This window comes from Agarivorans sp. QJM3NY_33 (genome assembly GCF_050870865.2).
Taxonomy (GTDB): Bacteria; Pseudomonadota; Gammaproteobacteria; order Enterobacterales; family Celerinatantimonadaceae; genus Agarivorans.
In genome coordinates this window covers 4,372,822-4,388,879 of record NZ_CP194039.2, presented here as the reverse complement: position 1 = coordinate 4,388,879, position 16,058 = coordinate 4,372,822, and the positions used below count along the sequence as shown (strand labels likewise).

18 protein-coding genes and 3 pseudogenes are annotated in these 16,058 nt (G+C 43.6%); 17 read left to right on the top strand and 4 right to left on the bottom strand.

The window, feature by feature from the left end; all coding sequences use genetic code 11:
- The first annotated feature begins 95 nt into the window (after positions 1-95).
- Entirely contained in the window at positions 96-1,010 is a 915-nt protein-coding gene (locus tag ACRRSY_RS19730) for a LysR family transcriptional regulator (protein ID WP_432455858.1), read from the top strand.
- 266 nt (positions 1,011-1,276) lie between these two features.
- On the opposite strand, the gene ACRRSY_RS19725 is transcribed toward ACRRSY_RS19730, so the two are convergent.
- Positions 1,277-1,486, bottom strand: a complete 210-nt coding sequence (locus tag ACRRSY_RS19725) for a hypothetical protein (RefSeq protein WP_432463869.1) — start codon at positions 1,484-1,486, stop codon at positions 1,277-1,279.
- A gap of 165 nt (positions 1,487-1,651) precedes the next feature.
- On the opposite strand from ACRRSY_RS19725, the gene ACRRSY_RS19720 reads away from it, so the two are divergent.
- The 9 genes from ACRRSY_RS19720 to ACRRSY_RS19680 all read left to right on the top strand — a co-directional run bounded on the left by ACRRSY_RS19720 (position 1,652) and on the right by ACRRSY_RS19680 (position 9,686).
- Positions 1,652-2,455: a helix-turn-helix transcriptional regulator gene (locus ACRRSY_RS19720; RefSeq protein WP_432463868.1), complete on the top strand. Its 804-nt coding sequence runs from the start codon at positions 1,652-1,654 to the stop codon at positions 2,453-2,455.
- Between the two features lie 203 nt (positions 2,456-2,658).
- Positions 2,659-3,729 carry an ABC transporter ATP-binding protein gene (locus ACRRSY_RS19715; RefSeq protein WP_432455861.1) on the top strand — a complete coding sequence of 357 codons (1,071 nt, stop codon included), beginning with the start codon at positions 2,659-2,661 and terminating at the stop codon, positions 3,727-3,729.
- Entirely contained in the window at positions 3,729-4,652 is a 924-nt protein-coding gene (locus ACRRSY_RS19710) for an ABC transporter permease (RefSeq protein ID WP_432463867.1), read from the top strand. Before ACRRSY_RS19715 ends, ACRRSY_RS19710 begins: the two co-directional genes overlap by 1 nt.
- Complete coding sequence (locus ACRRSY_RS19705; RefSeq protein WP_432464695.1) at positions 4,652-5,470, top strand: ABC transporter permease; 819 nt, start codon at positions 4,652-4,654, stop codon at positions 5,468-5,470. Before ACRRSY_RS19710 ends, ACRRSY_RS19705 begins: the two co-directional genes overlap by 1 nt.
- A gap of 16 nt (positions 5,471-5,486) precedes the next feature.
- Complete coding sequence (locus tag ACRRSY_RS19700; protein WP_432455863.1) at positions 5,487-6,512, top strand: extracellular solute-binding protein; 1,026 nt, start codon at positions 5,487-5,489, stop codon at positions 6,510-6,512.
- Positions 6,513-6,540: 28 nt separating this feature from the next.
- Complete coding sequence (locus tag ACRRSY_RS19695; protein ID WP_432463866.1) at positions 6,541-7,308, top strand: carbon-nitrogen hydrolase family protein; 768 nt, start codon at positions 6,541-6,543, stop codon at positions 7,306-7,308.
- The gene (locus ACRRSY_RS19690) at positions 7,309-8,673 is read left to right on the top strand and encodes an aminotransferase class III-fold pyridoxal phosphate-dependent enzyme (protein WP_432463865.1); all 1,365 of its coding nucleotides are present in this window, start codon (positions 7,309-7,311) and stop codon (positions 8,671-8,673) included.
- 179 nt (positions 8,674-8,852) lie between these two features.
- Positions 8,853-9,080 (top strand): hypothetical protein, encoded by a 228-nt coding sequence (locus ACRRSY_RS19685; RefSeq protein WP_432463864.1) that lies wholly within the window; start codon positions 8,853-8,855, stop codon positions 9,078-9,080.
- 111 nt (positions 9,081-9,191) lie between these two features.
- Complete coding sequence (locus tag ACRRSY_RS19680) at positions 9,192-9,686, top strand: hypothetical protein (protein ID WP_432463863.1); 495 nt, start codon at positions 9,192-9,194, stop codon at positions 9,684-9,686.
- Between the two features lie 394 nt (positions 9,687-10,080).
- Here ACRRSY_RS19680 and ACRRSY_RS19675 read toward each other — a convergent pair whose 3' ends face one another.
- The 3 genes and pseudogenes from ACRRSY_RS19675 to ACRRSY_RS19665 all read right to left on the bottom strand — a co-directional run bounded on the left by ACRRSY_RS19675 (position 10,081) and on the right by ACRRSY_RS19665 (position 12,085).
- Positions 10,081-11,151, bottom strand: a complete 1,071-nt coding sequence (locus tag ACRRSY_RS19675; RefSeq protein ID WP_432455868.1) for a Fic family protein — start codon at positions 11,149-11,151, stop codon at positions 10,081-10,083.
- Positions 11,152-11,425: 274 nt separating this feature from the next.
- A pseudogene (locus ACRRSY_RS19670) lies at positions 11,426-11,533 on the bottom strand (helix-turn-helix domain-containing protein); the annotation flags it as partial.
- Positions 11,534-11,650: 117 nt separating this feature from the next.
- Positions 11,651-12,085 (bottom strand): IS110 family transposase, encoded by a 435-nt coding sequence (locus tag ACRRSY_RS19665; protein WP_432463862.1) that lies wholly within the window; start codon positions 12,083-12,085, stop codon positions 11,651-11,653.
- Between the two features lie 250 nt (positions 12,086-12,335).
- Between ACRRSY_RS19665 and ACRRSY_RS19660 the strand changes: the two are divergent.
- From ACRRSY_RS19660 to ACRRSY_RS19630, 7 genes and pseudogenes are all read left to right on the top strand, one after another.
- Positions 12,336-12,808 (top strand): annotated as a pseudogene (locus ACRRSY_RS19660) (IS3 family transposase); the annotation flags it as partial.
- 77 nt (positions 12,809-12,885) lie between these two features.
- Positions 12,886-13,035 (top strand): annotated as a pseudogene (locus tag ACRRSY_RS19655) (transposase); the annotation flags it as partial.
- Between the two features lie 273 nt (positions 13,036-13,308).
- Complete coding sequence (locus ACRRSY_RS19650; RefSeq protein ID WP_432463861.1) at positions 13,309-14,580, top strand: tyrosine-type recombinase/integrase; 1,272 nt, start codon at positions 13,309-13,311, stop codon at positions 14,578-14,580.
- Positions 14,577-15,221 (top strand): hypothetical protein, encoded by a 645-nt coding sequence (locus ACRRSY_RS19645; RefSeq protein WP_432463860.1) that lies wholly within the window; start codon positions 14,577-14,579, stop codon positions 15,219-15,221. Before ACRRSY_RS19650 ends, ACRRSY_RS19645 begins: the two co-directional genes overlap by 4 nt.
- Before the next feature lie 102 nt (positions 15,222-15,323).
- The gene (locus tag ACRRSY_RS19640) at positions 15,324-15,518 is read left to right on the top strand and encodes a helix-turn-helix transcriptional regulator (protein WP_432463859.1); all 195 of its coding nucleotides are present in this window, start codon (positions 15,324-15,326) and stop codon (positions 15,516-15,518) included.
- Positions 15,511-15,783 (top strand): hypothetical protein, encoded by a 273-nt coding sequence (locus ACRRSY_RS19635; protein ID WP_432463858.1) that lies wholly within the window; start codon positions 15,511-15,513, stop codon positions 15,781-15,783. The genes ACRRSY_RS19640 and ACRRSY_RS19635 overlap by 8 nt, the downstream gene beginning before the upstream one ends.
- Before the next feature lie 80 nt (positions 15,784-15,863).
- The gene (locus ACRRSY_RS19630) at positions 15,864-16,040 is read left to right on the top strand and encodes a hypothetical protein (RefSeq protein WP_432463857.1); all 177 of its coding nucleotides are present in this window, start codon (positions 15,864-15,866) and stop codon (positions 16,038-16,040) included.
- The last annotated feature ends 18 nt before the right edge of the window (positions 16,041-16,058 follow it).

Sequence of the window (16,058 nt, the reverse complement as noted above, 5' to 3'; positions counted from 1 at the left end):
GTATTAATAACAAAATCACGTTTTATCGGTCTAATTATTGCTTTAACAAACCATTGATTGTGAGTGGTATTCCCTGCCGTTGAGGGTAAAGCAATATGAGATTACGCCAAATTGAAATTTTTCAGGCTATTGTTCAGGCTGGAACTATTAGCGGGGCAGCCCGTTTACTTAATGTCTCTCAGCCCAATGTGAGTCGCATCTTGAATCATACCGAACAGCAATTGGGCTTCAGCTTGTTTGAGCGGCATGCCCAAGGGATGCGCATGACGGAAGAAGGGCAGATGTTGTTGCCCGAAATTGAACAGGTTTACGATAAGCTACAATCAATTTCTGAATTAGCACTGTCATTGCGCAAAAATAAGGTGCAGACGGTCAAAATTGGTGCAGCGCATGCTTTTGGTCAAATGGTGGTTGCACCCAGTATGGTTGCCTTTTGTAAGCAAGATCATGCGGTGCAGGTTAACTTAGTAACCGAGCATTTTGCCGCGCTCAGCCAATTGGTACTCTCGAAGGAATTAGATTTTGCGCTGGTATTTGGCCAGCATGTGGCACCGAAGCTGTTTGCTGAGCCCTTGTTTCAGTCGGTGATGGTTGCGGTATTGCCAGAGGAGATGCCTTCGCCTCCGGTGGTCAGTTTATCTTGGTTGTGTGAACATGACTTAATCATGATGCAACGTGATGACCCCTTAGGTCGAGTATTGCATCGTGCCCTCGATGATAAAAAACTTACCCCGCGTTCGGCACTACACGTGAAAACCTATTCGGTGATTGCTGACATGGTGTTATCAGGCGGAGGGGTTGGGATCGTGGATGTGTTCACTGCCCGCTGTTATGAACAAAAATTAAAGATTGTACCAATAGCGCAAGCCTTACCCTTTGAAGTGATGTTTCTTAGCCGTGTGGGGAGCCCGCAATCTCCCGCTACGCTTAAGTTGAAACAGCAACTCAAAATGCAGTGCCAATTGGTGGCACAGCAAGCCTTAGCTAGCGTATTAGAACTTGCCAGTTAAGGTTTTTCAATTTGCCAAGTGGAAATGACGCTTGGCTGGAAAGCGGCTTTCGTGTCATAGGCGTCACCGACTTACTTCGCTCAACTCATCATCCGTGAAGTGTTCCGGCAGGTCTTCTTGCAACGGTATTTACTGCTGGGCTTGTCGTATATTCTTGCGGGAAATCATTCAGCCACATCTATTGCAGTGATTTTTAAGATAAGCGTGTGGTCACCAATGGCTGAGATCATATGGCGATGATGGTCAGCTTAATTGTATTCCTGAGTTTAAATCGTAAGGTCGTCACTTCCTTGGCTTCGAGCAATGGTTTGATTTACACCGAGAACTGCTTGGTAAGCTTTTTTGATGTTAGATTGAACCGCTTTCTGATTGCCAGGAGTGCTATTGTGAGCGACAAGATGAGCCAGTTCTTCGATGATGTTGTTGCGGCGTTTTCTACCGAACTGAGAATTTGACTCAATAGTGTTGGCAGCCATCGCTTGGCTCTATGATTAGGGCTAATCACATCAACTCTATGTTTGTTGCTGGTTATATAAGCTGTAAACTCGTTAAAAAGTCATAAAACATGCAATCTTGGGGGGATATAACTCCAGCATAGTATGCTTAAATAGTGGCGAAGGCATTTCAGGAGAAGACTAAATATGAGCAAGATATTTGGTGCCAAGCATGATAAAGCACTGGCTGATTTAGTCTGTTCTTTAGGTAGTGCTAGTTTTCCTGAGGCTCTGAGTCATTTTGTAGGTAAGTTGGTTAATTTTGACAACCTTATCATCATTGTATACCACAAGGACCATACTCCAGAAGAGCTCTACAGAGAGTCAAATAATCCACAAGTATACGAAAAAATGCAGACCCATTATTTAAGCGGTGCCTATATGTTGGATCCGTTTTATCATGTTGTATGCAGAGGTATTCAAACGGGTATCCATAATATTTTTGATCTTGCGCCAGATCAGTTTAAACATACTAGTTATTTCAGTGAATATTATAATCAAACCACTCTGATCGATGAATTTGCTTTACTTGCCCGGCTTGGGCATGAATCGACTTTAACGGCTTGTTTTGGAAGGGATAAAGTACGAGGGATCCCGTATAGTAAAGTCGAGTTGAAGTATATAAAATCACTTGAAAACGTATTGTCTGCGCTATGTTCACAACATTGGAAAGGCTATCAGCCCAAAGAGGGCAAAAATGTTGTTTTACCTCCTGTCACCGAGCGTCTTCGCGATGCAATGGCAAGCCAGTATCGCATCACACTTAGTCCTCGCCAAGCAGAAGTTGCCTTCTATATATTACAGGGGCACTCATCGTTATCCATCTCTCTCAACCTCAGTATCAGTAAAGAGACCGTGAAAGTATTTCGTAAACAACTGTACTCTAAATGCAAAATTAGTTCACAAGCAGAATTGTTTGCATTGTTAATGCCGGTTATTTCAACCCTTTAGACCCCAATATTCATGCCACTTGATGGTGAGTGGTGCTTGTTCCTTCGTTTGCTAGCCATATCTGTCAGTCCTTTCCTCATTGAATTACCGCTGTTTAATGTTTGCTCAATATGTTTCATAACCCTCTAGGGTTATATACCCCTAAATTCAGTTGCTATATCGTTAAAACATGAATCTAAGGGGTATCAAGGGGATAATTGACGATGGCACACAATGTATCGGTGGGGATTGATAATGTGGTTAAGCGCTATGGATCCTTCACTGCTTTACATGGCGTTTCTCTCGATATACGGGAAAACGAGTTCTTTACCCTGCTTGGACCATCCGGCTGCGGAAAAACAACTTTATTAAGGTGTATCGCTGGCTTTGAAGATGTCAGTGAGGGGAGCATTCGCCTGCATAATAAAGATCTTACTGGTTTGCAAGCGCATCAACGCCCGGTTAATACGGTTTTTCAACAATACGCTCTGTTTCCGCATATGACGGTAGAACAGAATGTGATGTTTGGTCTGTTGTGTAGTGGCTGGGATCGACGAGAGGCCGTTCGCCGAGCAGATGACATGTTGAAGCTGGTTCAACTGGCCGAATATGCCGATCGTAAACCTACCCAATTATCTGGTGGCCAACAGCAACGGGTCGCTTTGGCCCGTGCTCTGGCGCCTCGCCCTAAAATATTGCTTCTTGATGAACCTCTCTCGGCTCTCGATCTGAAGTTACGTCAGGCTGTGCGTGTTCAGCTCAAAGAGATCCAGCGGGAAACTGGTATTGCTTTTGTGTTTGTGACTCATGATCAAGAAGAGGCATTAACGATGTCGGATCGCATTGCTGTGATGTCGAACGGACATGTTCAGCAGGTCGGAACACCGAAAGAGGTTTATGAAGTACCCGTTAACCGGTTTGTGGCTGATTTTATCGGTGAAACGAATCTTCTGGATGTTGAGGTGCAATCGGTTACCAATGGAACTGCACAGATCATCCTGCCTGGAGGGCATTCATTTTCTTGTCCTGCGGCTGCCAAAGTGGGTCAGGGGAGCGGACATTTATCTGTTAGGCCGGAGCGAATCAGCTTGTGTTCAGCAGAGCAAAGTGATTTACAAGGCGCGGTTACGGCTCAAATCTATCTGGGAACCGACACCCATGTGCAGCTAAAATTGATTGATGGCGAGGAGATGACCATTCGAATGCAAAACTCTGCAGCGTTGGCAATTCCTGCGGTTGGTCAATTGGTCGGCTTAAAGCTGGAGGCAGGTGCTGCAAGCCTGTTGATTGACTAATGGCTGCTGGTGCGTCTTTAGGCGCTAACCTCTCTTCAAATATATATAAAGGTAAGGCCTTACGCCTTATGCTTCCAAGCTGGGTGATGATCGGTATCTTTTTATTGATCCCAGTGATTTTAATCGGTGTTTACTCCTTTCTTACTAAAGAGTTTCGCGGTGGCGTGCTGTGGGATTTTTCCATCGCGTCCTATGACCAATTTTTCCTCGATCGAGGGTTGTTTGGTGATGAACCACCCACCATCGAATGGACCTATATCAATATCTTTTTCCGTTCGATACAACAAGCCGCGATAGCCACCTTTCTGTGTTTGCTCATCGGCTTTCCTACCGCATGGTTTATCGCCACCCGTAACGAAAAGTCGAGACCGGTATGGCTGTTTCTCATCACCATTCCGTACTGGGTAAACTTGCTGATCCGCACCGTATCAATGAAGTTTCTGATTAGAGACAGCGGACCTTTGAACGAGTTTTTACTTTGGACCGGGCTGATATCGGAGCCTTTGGGCTTAATCAACACCGATTTCGCGGTGCAGCTAGGACTATTTTATAGCTATCTGCCGTTTATGGTACTTCCGATTTACGCGTCTGTAGAGCGTTATGATTTCAGCTTATCCGAAGCCGCAGCAGATCTTTATGCCGGTGCTTGGACCACATTGCGACTGATCATTCTCCCGGTCGTAAAACCGGGGATCATTGCAGGTTGCATCCTTGTATTTGTTCCATCTTTGGGTGCCTTTTTAGCACCGGACCTCTTGGGCGGCGCAAAAAACTTCATGATCGGCTCTCTCATTGAAGAGCAGTTCAAAGGTGCGGCAGGGAATTGGCCCTTTGGTGCAGCAATTTCGATGATTTTATTAACCATCGTGATGGTGGTTCTTATTATTTACGCCAGAAGTCAGTATAAACAGGAGCAGAAGTGATGAAAGGAATGACGGATTTAAAACGATTCGCAGGCTTTCGGGAAATCACCCTTGTTTGCCTAGTGATTCTTTATGCACCGCTGGTTATCGTTGCGATTTATTCGTTCAATGCATCCCCTTCCATAACCAATTGGGGAGGCGTGTCGTTGAATTGGTACCGGGACGTTTTTACCGGCCCAGAAGCACCTAAATTCAAAATGGCGGCAATTAATTCAATTGTAATTGCTATCTGTGCTGCAAGTGTTGCAACCATGATTGCATTGGCCGCCGCCGTTGCCATGACAAGAGCAGGCAAATTTAGAGGCAAAATAGCCGGTTTTGCTTTGATTAACCTACCGCTGATGGTGCCAGAAGTCGTTACCGCAGTGGCTAGCTTGGTTTTCTTTTCAGCAATTGGCTTTAAAGGAGGCTTACTCACGATCCTTCTCGCTCATATTGTGTTTTGCATTCCTTTCGCTTATTTGCCTATTTCTGCCCGGATGCAGAGTATTCCTTCGATGTATGAACAGGCAGCAATGGATTTATACGCAACTCCCAAAGAGGCGTTCACTAAAATACTTTTGCCGATGATGATGCCCGGTATTTTGTCTGGATTTCTACTGGCCTTCATTATCTCTTTAGACGACTTTTTGATTACCAATTTTGTAAAAGGTGCGGGCGTAGAAACCCTGCCAACGGCCATTTTTGGCTCGGTTAAACAGGGAATTAAGCCAAATATTATGGCCATTTCCACACTCATGCTCGGCGTATCGGTGATTCTGGTTGCTCTGTCCTGGTTTATTGGACGCACAGGACCAGAAAAAACATCAAAATCTTAACAGGGAAGAAAGACTTATGAAAAAAACAACGATTGCATCTATGTTATTGCTGGCACTTTCTGCGAATGTGCAAGCAGCCGGAAAATTATCGATTTACCATTGGTTTGAGTATATTCCTCAGGAATTATTGGACAAATTCTCAAAAGAATATGATGTCGAAGTAACGATGGACACCTTCGACAGCAATGAAGCCTTATTGGCCTCACTTAAAGCTGGGAAATTAGGCAGCTATGATGTCGCGGTACCAGGCGATTACATGGTTAAAATTATGCAAGGTGAAGGGATGCTCGACACCTTTAAACCAGAGGAATTGCCTAACTTTAGCAATATTGATAAGCAGTGGCTTGAGGTTTCTTTTGATCCCGGAAGGAAAAGCTCTATTCCTTATCAGTGGGGAACCACCTCATTTTCAGTGAATCGAGATGTTTATCAAGGCCCTATCGATTCAACGGCACTTATCTTTGAGCCACCCGAAGCACTGAAAGGCAAAATTAATGTTCTCGATACCGCAGGAGAAACCCTCACTCTTGCTTCCTTACACCTCGGTATTCCGCAATGTAGTACCGATAAATCCCAGTTAAAACAGTTAAGCCAGTTAGTCAACAAAGCCAAGAAAGACTGGGCATCTTTTGGTTCCGATGTGGCGAAAGATGTACTGGTTTCCGGTGATGCTGCGGTCGGTATGATCTGGTCTGGATTTTCCGCCAGAGCTAGAGCCGAAGGCGCAAACATTGAATATGCATTTCCCAAAGAAGGCTACATTGTCTGGATGGACAACGTCGTGCTGCTGAAAGATGCCCCGAATCGCGACAATGCGCTGAAGTTTATGAACTTCTTACTTGAGCCGGAAAACGCGGCCGCTGTGACAAATTATGCGCAATATTCTTCTGGAGTAAAAGGGACCACGCCTTATCTCTCTGATGCGGTGAAAAACTCACCCGAATCTAACCCGCCGAAAGGCTCTAAAGGGGTGTTTATCCAAGTCTGCGATCAAAAAGTACAAGAGATGTACGACGCTATCTGGACTCGTTTAAAGAAATAAATAATTAAAAGTAATAAGGGAATCAACCATGAGAATTGGTCTTTGTCAGAGTTTACCTATCAACGGCGATATCGAAAAAGGATTTTCGACTGTAGAAAATTGTCTTTCAGTCGCCGCCAAAGGCGGAGCCGAGATGCTTGTATTCCCTGAGCTTTATTTCCCCGGTTACAACCAGCCTGACTTACATCGACCGTTGGCACAAACGGTCGATGGCATCTGGATCGAAACATTGTCTGAACTGACCCAAAAATATAGTTGTGGTCTGACTCTGGGTTGGGCCGAAGCCAGCGGAAATAAGGTTTATAACTCAGCCAGTTGTTTCGATCAAAAAGGGAAAGTTCTGGCTCATTATCGAAAAATTCAGCTGTTTGGCGAAATGGAAAAGCAAAGCTTTACCGCAGGAGAGGCGTATCAAACTTTTGACTGGAACGGACAAAAAGTTGCATTGCTGATTTGTTACGACATTGAGTTTCCACAGCATTGCCGGGCTTTAGCTGAGCAAGGCGTTACGCTTATTTTAGTTCCGACAGCAAACCCGATGGGATTCGAACACGTGTCCCGAACCTTGGTTCCAGCCAGAGCGGCAGAAATGGGACTCACCATCGTTTATGCAAATTACTGCGGAATCGAGCAGGGACTGCAGTACGCCGGCCTGTCTTTGATTGTTGGCTCAGATTCACAGCCGATAGCGATGGCCGGATCGACCGAGACTCTGTTTATCACCGATCTCAGCCCAATTAAAGCTGCGATGAATGCCAACTCGACACAGCTTGAAGATTACCTAGAGGTTATATAAATGACAATTAATCTACCGACAGACAGAAGGGCAGTTCTGGCTGCAGATGAACACTTGATCCAGTCTTTTGCCGATCTAAATAGCTTAAAAGACCAAGACTCGTTGACGGTGATTACTGAGGCAGAAGGGTATTACGTTAAAGAAAGTGACGGAAACCAGCTCATCGACGGAATCGGCGGCTTGTGGTGTGTGAATGTTGGGCACAAGCGTAAAGAAATTATCGATGCGATTAGCGAGCAGCTTAATACCCTGGATTACTACTCGACTTTCTACAATTTTACCCACCCGACAGCCGCAAAACTAGCTGCGAAAGTTGCCGAACTTGCCCCCGGTCATCTTAACCATGTGTATTTCGCCAACTCAGGTTCTGTTGCCAATGATTCCGCCATTCGGATGCTGCATCACTACAATAATCGCCTCGGTCGCCCGAACAAGAAAAAAGTACTCAGTCGCATCGGTGCCTATCATGGGTCTACGCACCTATCAATGGCGATGACCACGCCCGCTTACAGTAAGGGCTGGGACAGTGCTTCGGAGTTAGTTCATCATATTAAATGCCCGCATTTTTGGAAGGAAGGCGGTGACATGACTGAAGCCGAATTCCTTGACAGCTTGATCACCGATCTTAAAGTGAATATTCACGACATCGGCGCCGAAAATATAGCAGCATTTATTGCGGAGCCGATTATGGGGGCGGGGGGGGTGATCACCGCGCCAGACGGTTATCATGTGCGTATGGCAGAAGTGTGTGCAGCAAACGATATTAAATATATTTCCGATGAAGTGGTGACCGCCTTTGGTCGACTGGGTCACTTTTTCGCATCTAAGGATGTGTTTGGTATTACGCCAGACATCATTACCACCGCAAAAGGTTTAACGTCTGGTTACCAGCCCTTGTCGGCGACGATTATTTCCGATGAAATTCATGAGGTGATTTCTCGGCCAGGCGAGACCTTTTTACACGGTATGACATATTCTGGTCATCCTGCAGCCGCTGCGGCCGGATTGGCAAACATCGCATTGATGGAGCAGCAACGGATCCCAGAGCAAGTTCGAGTAACAGGCAAGCTATTTGAGCATTCACTAAAAGAATTAGCGAGCCTTGAGCTGGTCGGCGAAGTTCGTGGTAGCCACTTCATGATTGGCATCGAATTTATTAAAGATAAAGCGAATAAAACGCCATTTGCAGAGCAGGAGATGGTGGGAATGAAAGTAGCGCAGGCGGCCCAGAAGCGCGGTCTTATCGCCCGTCCTCTGGGCAATTGTCTGATCCTCTCGCCACCGCTAATTCTTGATGAGAAGATCATTGCTAGCATTTATGACATCTTGCGAGAAAGCATCATTGAAGTGAGTTCTAGCATATAGATGGGGGCTAATAAATAGCAGGGCATCATAAGGTGCCCTGCTATGTTAACCATATAGAGGTATATCCAATCGTTTTGCTGCCAACTCACAAGATAAAGCAAAACTAAATCGTCAGACACATTTAAATTGATTGGGAGGCGAGCTACTGATAGGATTGACAATTATTTTATGGCGGCCTTATGAATAAGGGAAGTTTTTGTCATTTGCAGGGCTTTGAGCCTAGCGATAGAACGCTACGATACATCGCGCAGATGAACGATACCGTTGAGATGGCGAGTTTGTTGGATAAGCTCATCAGCATCGTACCGTTTTTTCAGATATTTGCAGGTCGAGGCACCTATAAAACGGCAGAGTTGAGCTCTACGGGTTATCAAATTACAACTGGGAGTTGTACGCCAACGCTTTAAAAAGTATTCCCGAAATAAAACGGAAAAAGCTAGAAGACATTGCAGGCACCGCATCTATTTACACTCACGGTAAAGAAAGGCGTTTTTGGGAGTGCGTATACAATGCTCTATATGCTTAAATTATTAACAATGTGCTTAACTCTTACGTTTTCAGCGGCTGCTACCTCTGCGTCTTTGCTTACAAGCAATGAAGATCTAGCAAAAGATTTGGAGCTTAAGTACCAAGCCTTAAATGCTAAAACTGAGATTTGCAGAGAAGGCCGTAGAAGCCAGATAGAAGTAGATAAAGTCACTAGTAAATGGTTTGCAGGCCTACCTTCAGAAAGTAAAAAGGTCGTATTGCTGATTGCCAGCCACGAAGCGATGGAGCGTTGTACTCAAGTGCAGGCCGATGAATACTCTCTATCACTCGTTGAATATGCGGCTCAAACTGAAGATAAAAAACAACTCGAAGAGTGGCTTAAGTTAAAACAGAATTTTAAACCCGAAGAGCTAGCGAATGATATCGACGCGCTTAACTCTGAAGAGCTAATCGCTTTTCTAAAAGAGCCTCAGCTTAACAAACCTTTTGATTTACTTGCGATTATTAAACAGCTCAATCTATAGCTCTATTGCTGAACTAAAGTCGGTTTCAGCATATAGATGAGGGTTACTACATAAACGGTCAACCCGCTTAATACGGTGCTTTTCAAAGGCTTTCCCTGCCAAGTTACGCCCGATGCTAGTAACAGAAAAAGCCGCTCCTCCCATTACGCTTTGAAGCGTTGCAAGAAGGCTAGAGCGACGCACTTTATGCATGCTTGGGGTGACGAGTTGAAGGCAGTTTGATAAAACGTGCTGAGCATTCATGGTGTTTAGCGCTTAGTGATGTTTGGCGATTGATCTGATCACTAAATGCTGTGAATGTTCCCTAGCTTAGAAAATAAACACCTGATTTTATGTAATTATTCGTGGGGAGCCCTCAGACTCTGACCCCTTTTATTCTGCTTTTGCTTAAGCGCTAATTTACCGCAAACAAGGCAAATAAGGGTTGGTTGATATAGTAATTGCTGCGCCCGATTTTTGCTTTGACTAAAAAGCTATGCTCAACCAGTTGTTCGAGGTATTTAGTTGCGGTGATGCGGCTTACGCTAAGGTCTTGCATGACAAAGTCGATTTTGGTGTAGGGGTGGCTAAAAATGTTGTTTAACAGCTCTTGGCGATAGATATTTGGCAACTGAGTGCGCATATTGTGTTTTACCTGTGCCATTTGCAGTTTAATTTGTTCAATTAGGGCGATAGTTTGTTGCGCGGTTTGGGCTATGCCTTCAAGGATAAACAGCAACCATGGTTCCCAATTATTGTCTTCGCGAACCGTTTGCAAGTGACGATAGTAATCAGCCTTGTTTTGAATAATGTAACGACTTAGGTAAAGCACGGGCAGATCTAATAAACCTTTTGCTACCAAGTAAAGAATATTGATGATGCGCCCGGTGCGACCATTGCCATCATAGAAAGGGTGGATACTCTCAAACTGATGGTGGATGAGCGCCATTTTGACTAATGGGTCTAACTCGCAGCATTCATCGTCATTGATGTAGTTAACTAAGTTTTCCATCAAAGCCTGTACTTGATTAGCATCTTGCGGCGGCGTATAGATAACTTCCCCGGTAGCCGAATTTTTTAGTGCCGTTCCTGGTACTTTTCGAAATCCTGCTCGATTTTTTTCGAGGGCAAGTTGTACCTCTAAAATATCACTTAGCCGTAATAATTTGTGCTGACGCACCATGGTAAAGCTCTGTCGTAGTGCTGCAGAGTAATCGCGAACTTCTTTTGCTGCGATGCTGGTTTGTTCAGATATAAGCTCTGCTTTAAATAACTCATCATGGGTGGTGATAATATTTTCAACGGCTGAGCTGTCTTTTGCTTCTTGCATCGTTAGGGTGCTGATCAGAATATTCTCATTAGGAATACTTGCTGCTACGCCTTTTAATTCTGCTAGGTAACGATGAGCGGTTGCCAGCTTTTTGAGCACAACTCTGGTCTCAAGCCTTTCTGGCTCTGGTAGAGGCAAGCTTTCTATTGGGTACATGTTGATCCTAGTTGTAGGTTCAGCGCCAGATTTAGCGTTCATTCGTTGATATGTATAGATTTTGGCTATTATTATATATATTGTCAAAACGTATATAGTAAATAGCCAATCACTATGCATGTTGCCAGAACCTATATAGTAAACAGCTGAACACTATACATGTCGCCAAAACCTATATAGTAAACGGCCAAAGACTATATAAGTCGTTAAAACTTGTAGAAGCCCCTTAGTGAGTTACTAGCTGGCTTGCCAAAGGTACTCATTTAGCTCATCGAGTATGGTGTCGCCCTATAAGCCGTCCGATTTCTCTGAAACTGTCCCCTGAATTATATCGATAGTAAATAGCTTTTCTGTCAGACATGTTAAGGTGAGTGTAAGTCATTTTGGAGTTCCTTTGCTGTGTTATGGTCGCACATAAACATTAGCAGAAGCTTCAGGATGACTGTCTCTTCAATAAGTTAGTTGTAATGGTGCACTTGCATGTTGAACGCGGCTCTAGTTACAATTTCAACATTGCTACTAATGTTTCTTCAATCAAGCTATCAAAAGCTGCTGTAAGCCCTTTACATGCCAAAGCGCATTGATAACTAGATGGTACGTAACACTTCGTTCGGATATGCTCTGGCGCCGTAACCAGTAGGGCACGTATTTGATTCATGGCTTGTGTCTTAGCTTTAACTGAGCTTTTTCTCGCGATAACCAGAAATCTCATTGCTTCGACAATACCATCATGTGATTTAGGAATAGCAGTTGATTCGTTTGCTAGCACTGAGCGTGCTGCACTTTCAGCATCAGTTGGGTCTGATTTCCCTCTTAACCTGCGCATTGCTCTGTTTGGTCTGTTGACCTCGAATACTTCAATTTCTTTACTTTGTAAGAACTTACAAAGGCCTGCTCCATAAGTGCCAGTTCCTTCTAAACCTGCTTGTTTCACAATGCCAAAAGATCAACACCATTTATGCAATTCGTTATAGCCTCTTAAGTTAACTGTAAACTCTTGAGTATCTACAACTTGACCTATTCCATTCACAAGAACTGCAACATGACTATCAAGGTGAGTATCGACGCCTAATGTCAAATTGTTGGTAGTTTCATTTTGATACATATCTGTCACCCTCATTGTTTCAGTAACAGGACTGGACACAGATGATGCAACACAATGCTCCTATTAGGTCACTGGCACTGGTGATGTGACCTACCTAAAAACAGGCGAGGGTTGGATGTATTTAGCCATCGTGATGGATTTACATTCTCGCAGAATTGTTGGCTGGCATATTGATAAACGGATGACCACAGACTTAATCTCCAAAGCACTCATTAAAGCCTACAACTTACGTCAACCACCTAAAGGCCTAGTCTTTCACAGTGATAGAGGCTCACAGTACACCAGTAAGCAATACCGTAAGCTATTAGCGGATTTTGACATTCGAGCCAGTATGGGCGATGTAGGAGCGTCAATGCCGTTGTTGAACGATTCTTCGGAAGTTTAAAACACGATTGGTTGTTTAAAGTTAATCAGCCAACACGAGAATTTATGAAGCAAGATGTGGCTGCTTATATGAAGTATTACAACTTAGAGCGGCTTCATTCGGCCAATGGTGATTTATCACCAGTGGCGTTTGAAAATTCTCAACTAAAAGTGTTCAGTTTGGGTTGACCAGTACAGTGTGTTCTGGTTTAATTCCATCGGACACTTAATTTTGAGACAGTATGTTAATGAATTAAGAGGTCTATATGAGTTTGAAAAAATCACACAAGAGCTATCCACAAGAATTTAAAGATGAAGCGGTACTGATGGTGTTGGAGCAAGGTTACAGTGTTGCTGATGCTGCAAAATCTCTAGGGATACTATTAATCAGAACGAATGTATCTCTACTAGTTAATTTAAGCACTTTTCCGTGTGTAGCAAACACAAAAAAGCCAAAGTGAAATTAACCACTTTGGCTTTTTAATCAATAACTTATGAACAGGTGTTTAGTTCATGCCGTAGAACCTCATTCGATGTTTTTTGTTGTTTTTTAATATTCAGATAATTTTAGCTAATCCTTTATTTTTAAAGGGCTTACCTGCCTATTGTGTTCTATGTTGTTTACCTAAGTTTTGGGTTAGACTCTGAGTGGTGTGTAACTCGGTGTGTAACTATGAGGCTTTGTGGCAATGAAAAAGAACATAACCAATACGGTGCTTCAAAGTCTTACTAGTAAGCCTTTATCTAAGCCTACAACTCAAAGTGATAGCGAAGGCTTAGCGGTTAGGGCTACCCCAAAGAAAGGCGGTAAAGGTAATAATGTTTTGTGGATCTTTCGTTATCGAATGGGAGGGCGAGAGACCCCACAAAGAACGATTGTTTTTGGTAAATACCCTAACTTGCAATTGGCTGGTGCGAGAGAGAAGCGCGACCGTTGCAAAGCTTGGATTGCCGAAGGAAAAGATCCGAAAACTCAATTAGAGCTTGAGCTAAATAATGCGGTTAAACCCTTAACTGTGGCTGAGGCACTAGATAATTGGATTGATGACTACGCAACAGGGAAAAGAGTGAATGCCGTCAAGCATAAACAGCAGTTTGACCGCTGGATTATTCCCCACCTTGGCACACTACCTTTAGCCGAAATCAAAAAGCCTCACTGGATAGCCGCATTTAAAAAACGCTCGCGTAAATACCCTGTAGCGGCAGGCTATGTGCTAAGAAACTTACAGCAAGCCATTAAGTGGTGTGCTAAGTCTGGGCATGAACTTGACCGCTCCGTGTTTGATATTGATTTTGACGACATAGGCGCAAAACACCAAGCTAAGCGTTCGCAACGGCTTGTAGAAGATGATTCTTGGCAACGGTTAATAGACCTGCTTAATTGGCTAGATGAAGGGCGAATGCTGCCTTACTACAAACACCTGCTTACGTTATTAATTACCTTTGGCGCGAGAACTCAAGAAGTACGACTGGCTAAGCCTAAAGAGTTTAATTTTGAAACGGGTGTCTGGACAGTGCCAGCAGAACACAACAAAACTAAAGATAAAGACCAAACTCGCGGTGATAGCGGCGAGATAAAGCGGCCAATACCCGATGGTATTAAACCATTATTAGTTGCGCTGTGTGAGGCTAACAAGGACGGTTATTTACTTGGTGAGCTAAAAGAAGCTACAGCCGTATCTTCATGGGGCGGGGGAGTATGGAAAAAGCTCGGCCACGAGGAAAAATGGCGCTTGCATGACTTACGCCGAACGGTGGCAACAGGGCTTAATGATTTAGGTGTTGCGCCGCATGTGGTGGAGTCTTTACTAGGCCACTCAATTCAAGGGGTGGGTGGGATTTACAACCGTAGCCAGTATCTACCTGAGAAACGGCAAGCTTTAGGTTTGTGGTGTCATAAGTTAGAGAGTCTTAGAATTGGAGAGCAAAATAATGTTGTCAGACTAATGGGGGAGTTATGATTGAAGAAAACAAGAAATGGTTATTTTCTAAAGGGTTTAGTCAAGAAGATGTTAAGTATTTAATAGAGTTAAGAGAAGGTTATCCTATTAAGAAAGGTGATTTGACAGAGCAAAATCAGCGTATTGCTGAGGCTGCCTCAGCAATACAAACAGCTGTAACAAAACTAAAAGCAGCTAGGAATCAGTACTCACTTCATGTTGACGATTTGGATCAAAACTTTAGAAGTTTTACAGCATTAAAACACGATGACACAATGAATTATTGCAGAACACCCAAAGATAGTGGGGGGAGAAAAACAATAATTGAAGAACTTGAGACAATGCATGAAGCTTTAACTATTAACAAATCTAATTACAGGGTTTATCATAGTCCTGGGGAAGGATTTCACGCACGAAAAGACTCTCATAACCAAATGCACTTTATTCATAAGTTAGGGAGTGCTTGGGCGTCAACAGGACAACGTGAAAGTTTTTCAGATACTTCTGATTACATGTCATTTTTAGCAATCATGCTTTTTGATGATCTTAATAAGGCTGGCGATGTACGGCGACAAATTAGTGGCTGGAAGAAAAAAGGAACAACATCACTTGAACCTATTCATTATGAAAACGGAAAGATAGTGAAGACCTTAAATAAATAGCTAAGGGATAAAACAAGGGCGTATTTCGATCTTTTTATCACCTGCTTTCAACAACAACTCATTTAATATTGTAACAGTCCTAAACAAATACAAGGCCGTTACATGAATACTCAGTCTCTACTATCTATCAAACAAGTTTGCTCTTCTCTAGGTGTATCTCGCACTTGGCTTTATCTTGCTGAAAAACAAGGCCGCTATCCTCAAGGTGTGCGCTTAACCCCTCGCTGTGTGCGTTTTCGTGCTGATTTACACGAACAGTTTGTTCGCGGTGAATGGAAGGGGAAAGCTGATGCATAAATTTGAACTAAATCTTCCCGCTGAACTGGATAGCATTAGAGGTAAAGGCCGAATACTACTATTAGCCGTGTGGAATTTCCCTGATATTAAAACGCATGACATTGTTGGCTTATTCTTGCCCTGTAACAATGTTCATAGCAACTCTTATCGTTTAAAGACTCGGCTGGCATTGCTTGGGTGGAGGTTTGATAAACGGCCTGTAGAGGGGCGCTGTAAATCGCACTATTGGCGTTTAGTTCAAATAGAAAAGCCCGAGCAGGGCTAACCTAAACGGGCTTCATAAACCTAGCAGCGGTGCGCAAGTTTGGCGACCTAGCACCGCAGCCTTTTCAAAGGTACATCAAGATGATAAGAAAATACAAGTTAGCGTTTACTATCCTTGTGTTCGCCTCTGGTATTGAGCTTAACAAACAAATACATCACTTACTGGTTTCTTACCTTAACGAATCCTTAGAGCATTACTTGAGTGGCTTTTGCTGTAAGGCTTTCCCTGTAAGTACTTACTTACTTGGTTGGGGGTAAATAATAATATCTATGTTG

Bases quoted from the DNA above. Each gene is read 5' to 3' on its own strand.
- ACRRSY_RS19730 (WP_432455858.1), top strand. From the start codon at position 96: ATGAGATTACGCCAAATTGAAATTTTTCAGGCTATTGTTCAGGCTGGA.
- ACRRSY_RS19725 (WP_432463869.1), bottom strand. From the start codon at position 1,486: ATGGCTGCCAACACTATTGAGTCAAATTCTCAGTTCGGTAGAAAACGC.
- ACRRSY_RS19720 (WP_432463868.1), top strand. From the start codon at position 1,652: ATGAGCAAGATATTTGGTGCCAAGCATGATAAAGCACTGGCTGATTTA.
- ACRRSY_RS19715 (WP_432455861.1), top strand. From the start codon at position 2,659: ATGGCACACAATGTATCGGTGGGGATTGATAATGTGGTTAAGCGCTAT.
- ACRRSY_RS19710 (WP_432463867.1), top strand. From the start codon at position 3,729: ATGGCTGCTGGTGCGTCTTTAGGCGCTAACCTCTCTTCAAATATATAT.
- ACRRSY_RS19705 (WP_432464695.1), top strand. From the start codon at position 4,652: ATGAAAGGAATGACGGATTTAAAACGATTCGCAGGCTTTCGGGAAATC.
- ACRRSY_RS19700 (WP_432455863.1), top strand. From the start codon at position 5,487: ATGAAAAAAACAACGATTGCATCTATGTTATTGCTGGCACTTTCTGCG.
- ACRRSY_RS19695 (WP_432463866.1), top strand. From the start codon at position 6,541: ATGAGAATTGGTCTTTGTCAGAGTTTACCTATCAACGGCGATATCGAA.
- ACRRSY_RS19690 (WP_432463865.1), top strand. From the start codon at position 7,309: ATGACAATTAATCTACCGACAGACAGAAGGGCAGTTCTGGCTGCAGAT.
- ACRRSY_RS19685 (WP_432463864.1), top strand. From the start codon at position 8,853: ATGAATAAGGGAAGTTTTTGTCATTTGCAGGGCTTTGAGCCTAGCGAT.
- ACRRSY_RS19680 (WP_432463863.1), top strand. From the start codon at position 9,192: ATGCTTAAATTATTAACAATGTGCTTAACTCTTACGTTTTCAGCGGCT.
- ACRRSY_RS19675 (WP_432455868.1), bottom strand. From the start codon at position 11,151: ATGTACCCAATAGAAAGCTTGCCTCTACCAGAGCCAGAAAGGCTTGAG.
- ACRRSY_RS19650 (WP_432463861.1), top strand. From the start codon at position 13,309: ATGAAAAAGAACATAACCAATACGGTGCTTCAAAGTCTTACTAGTAAG.
- ACRRSY_RS19645 (WP_432463860.1), top strand. From the start codon at position 14,577: ATGATTGAAGAAAACAAGAAATGGTTATTTTCTAAAGGGTTTAGTCAA.
- ACRRSY_RS19640 (WP_432463859.1), top strand. From the start codon at position 15,324: ATGAATACTCAGTCTCTACTATCTATCAAACAAGTTTGCTCTTCTCTA.
- ACRRSY_RS19635 (WP_432463858.1), top strand. From the start codon at position 15,511: ATGCATAAATTTGAACTAAATCTTCCCGCTGAACTGGATAGCATTAGA.
- ACRRSY_RS19630 (WP_432463857.1), top strand. From the start codon at position 15,864: ATGATAAGAAAATACAAGTTAGCGTTTACTATCCTTGTGTTCGCCTCT.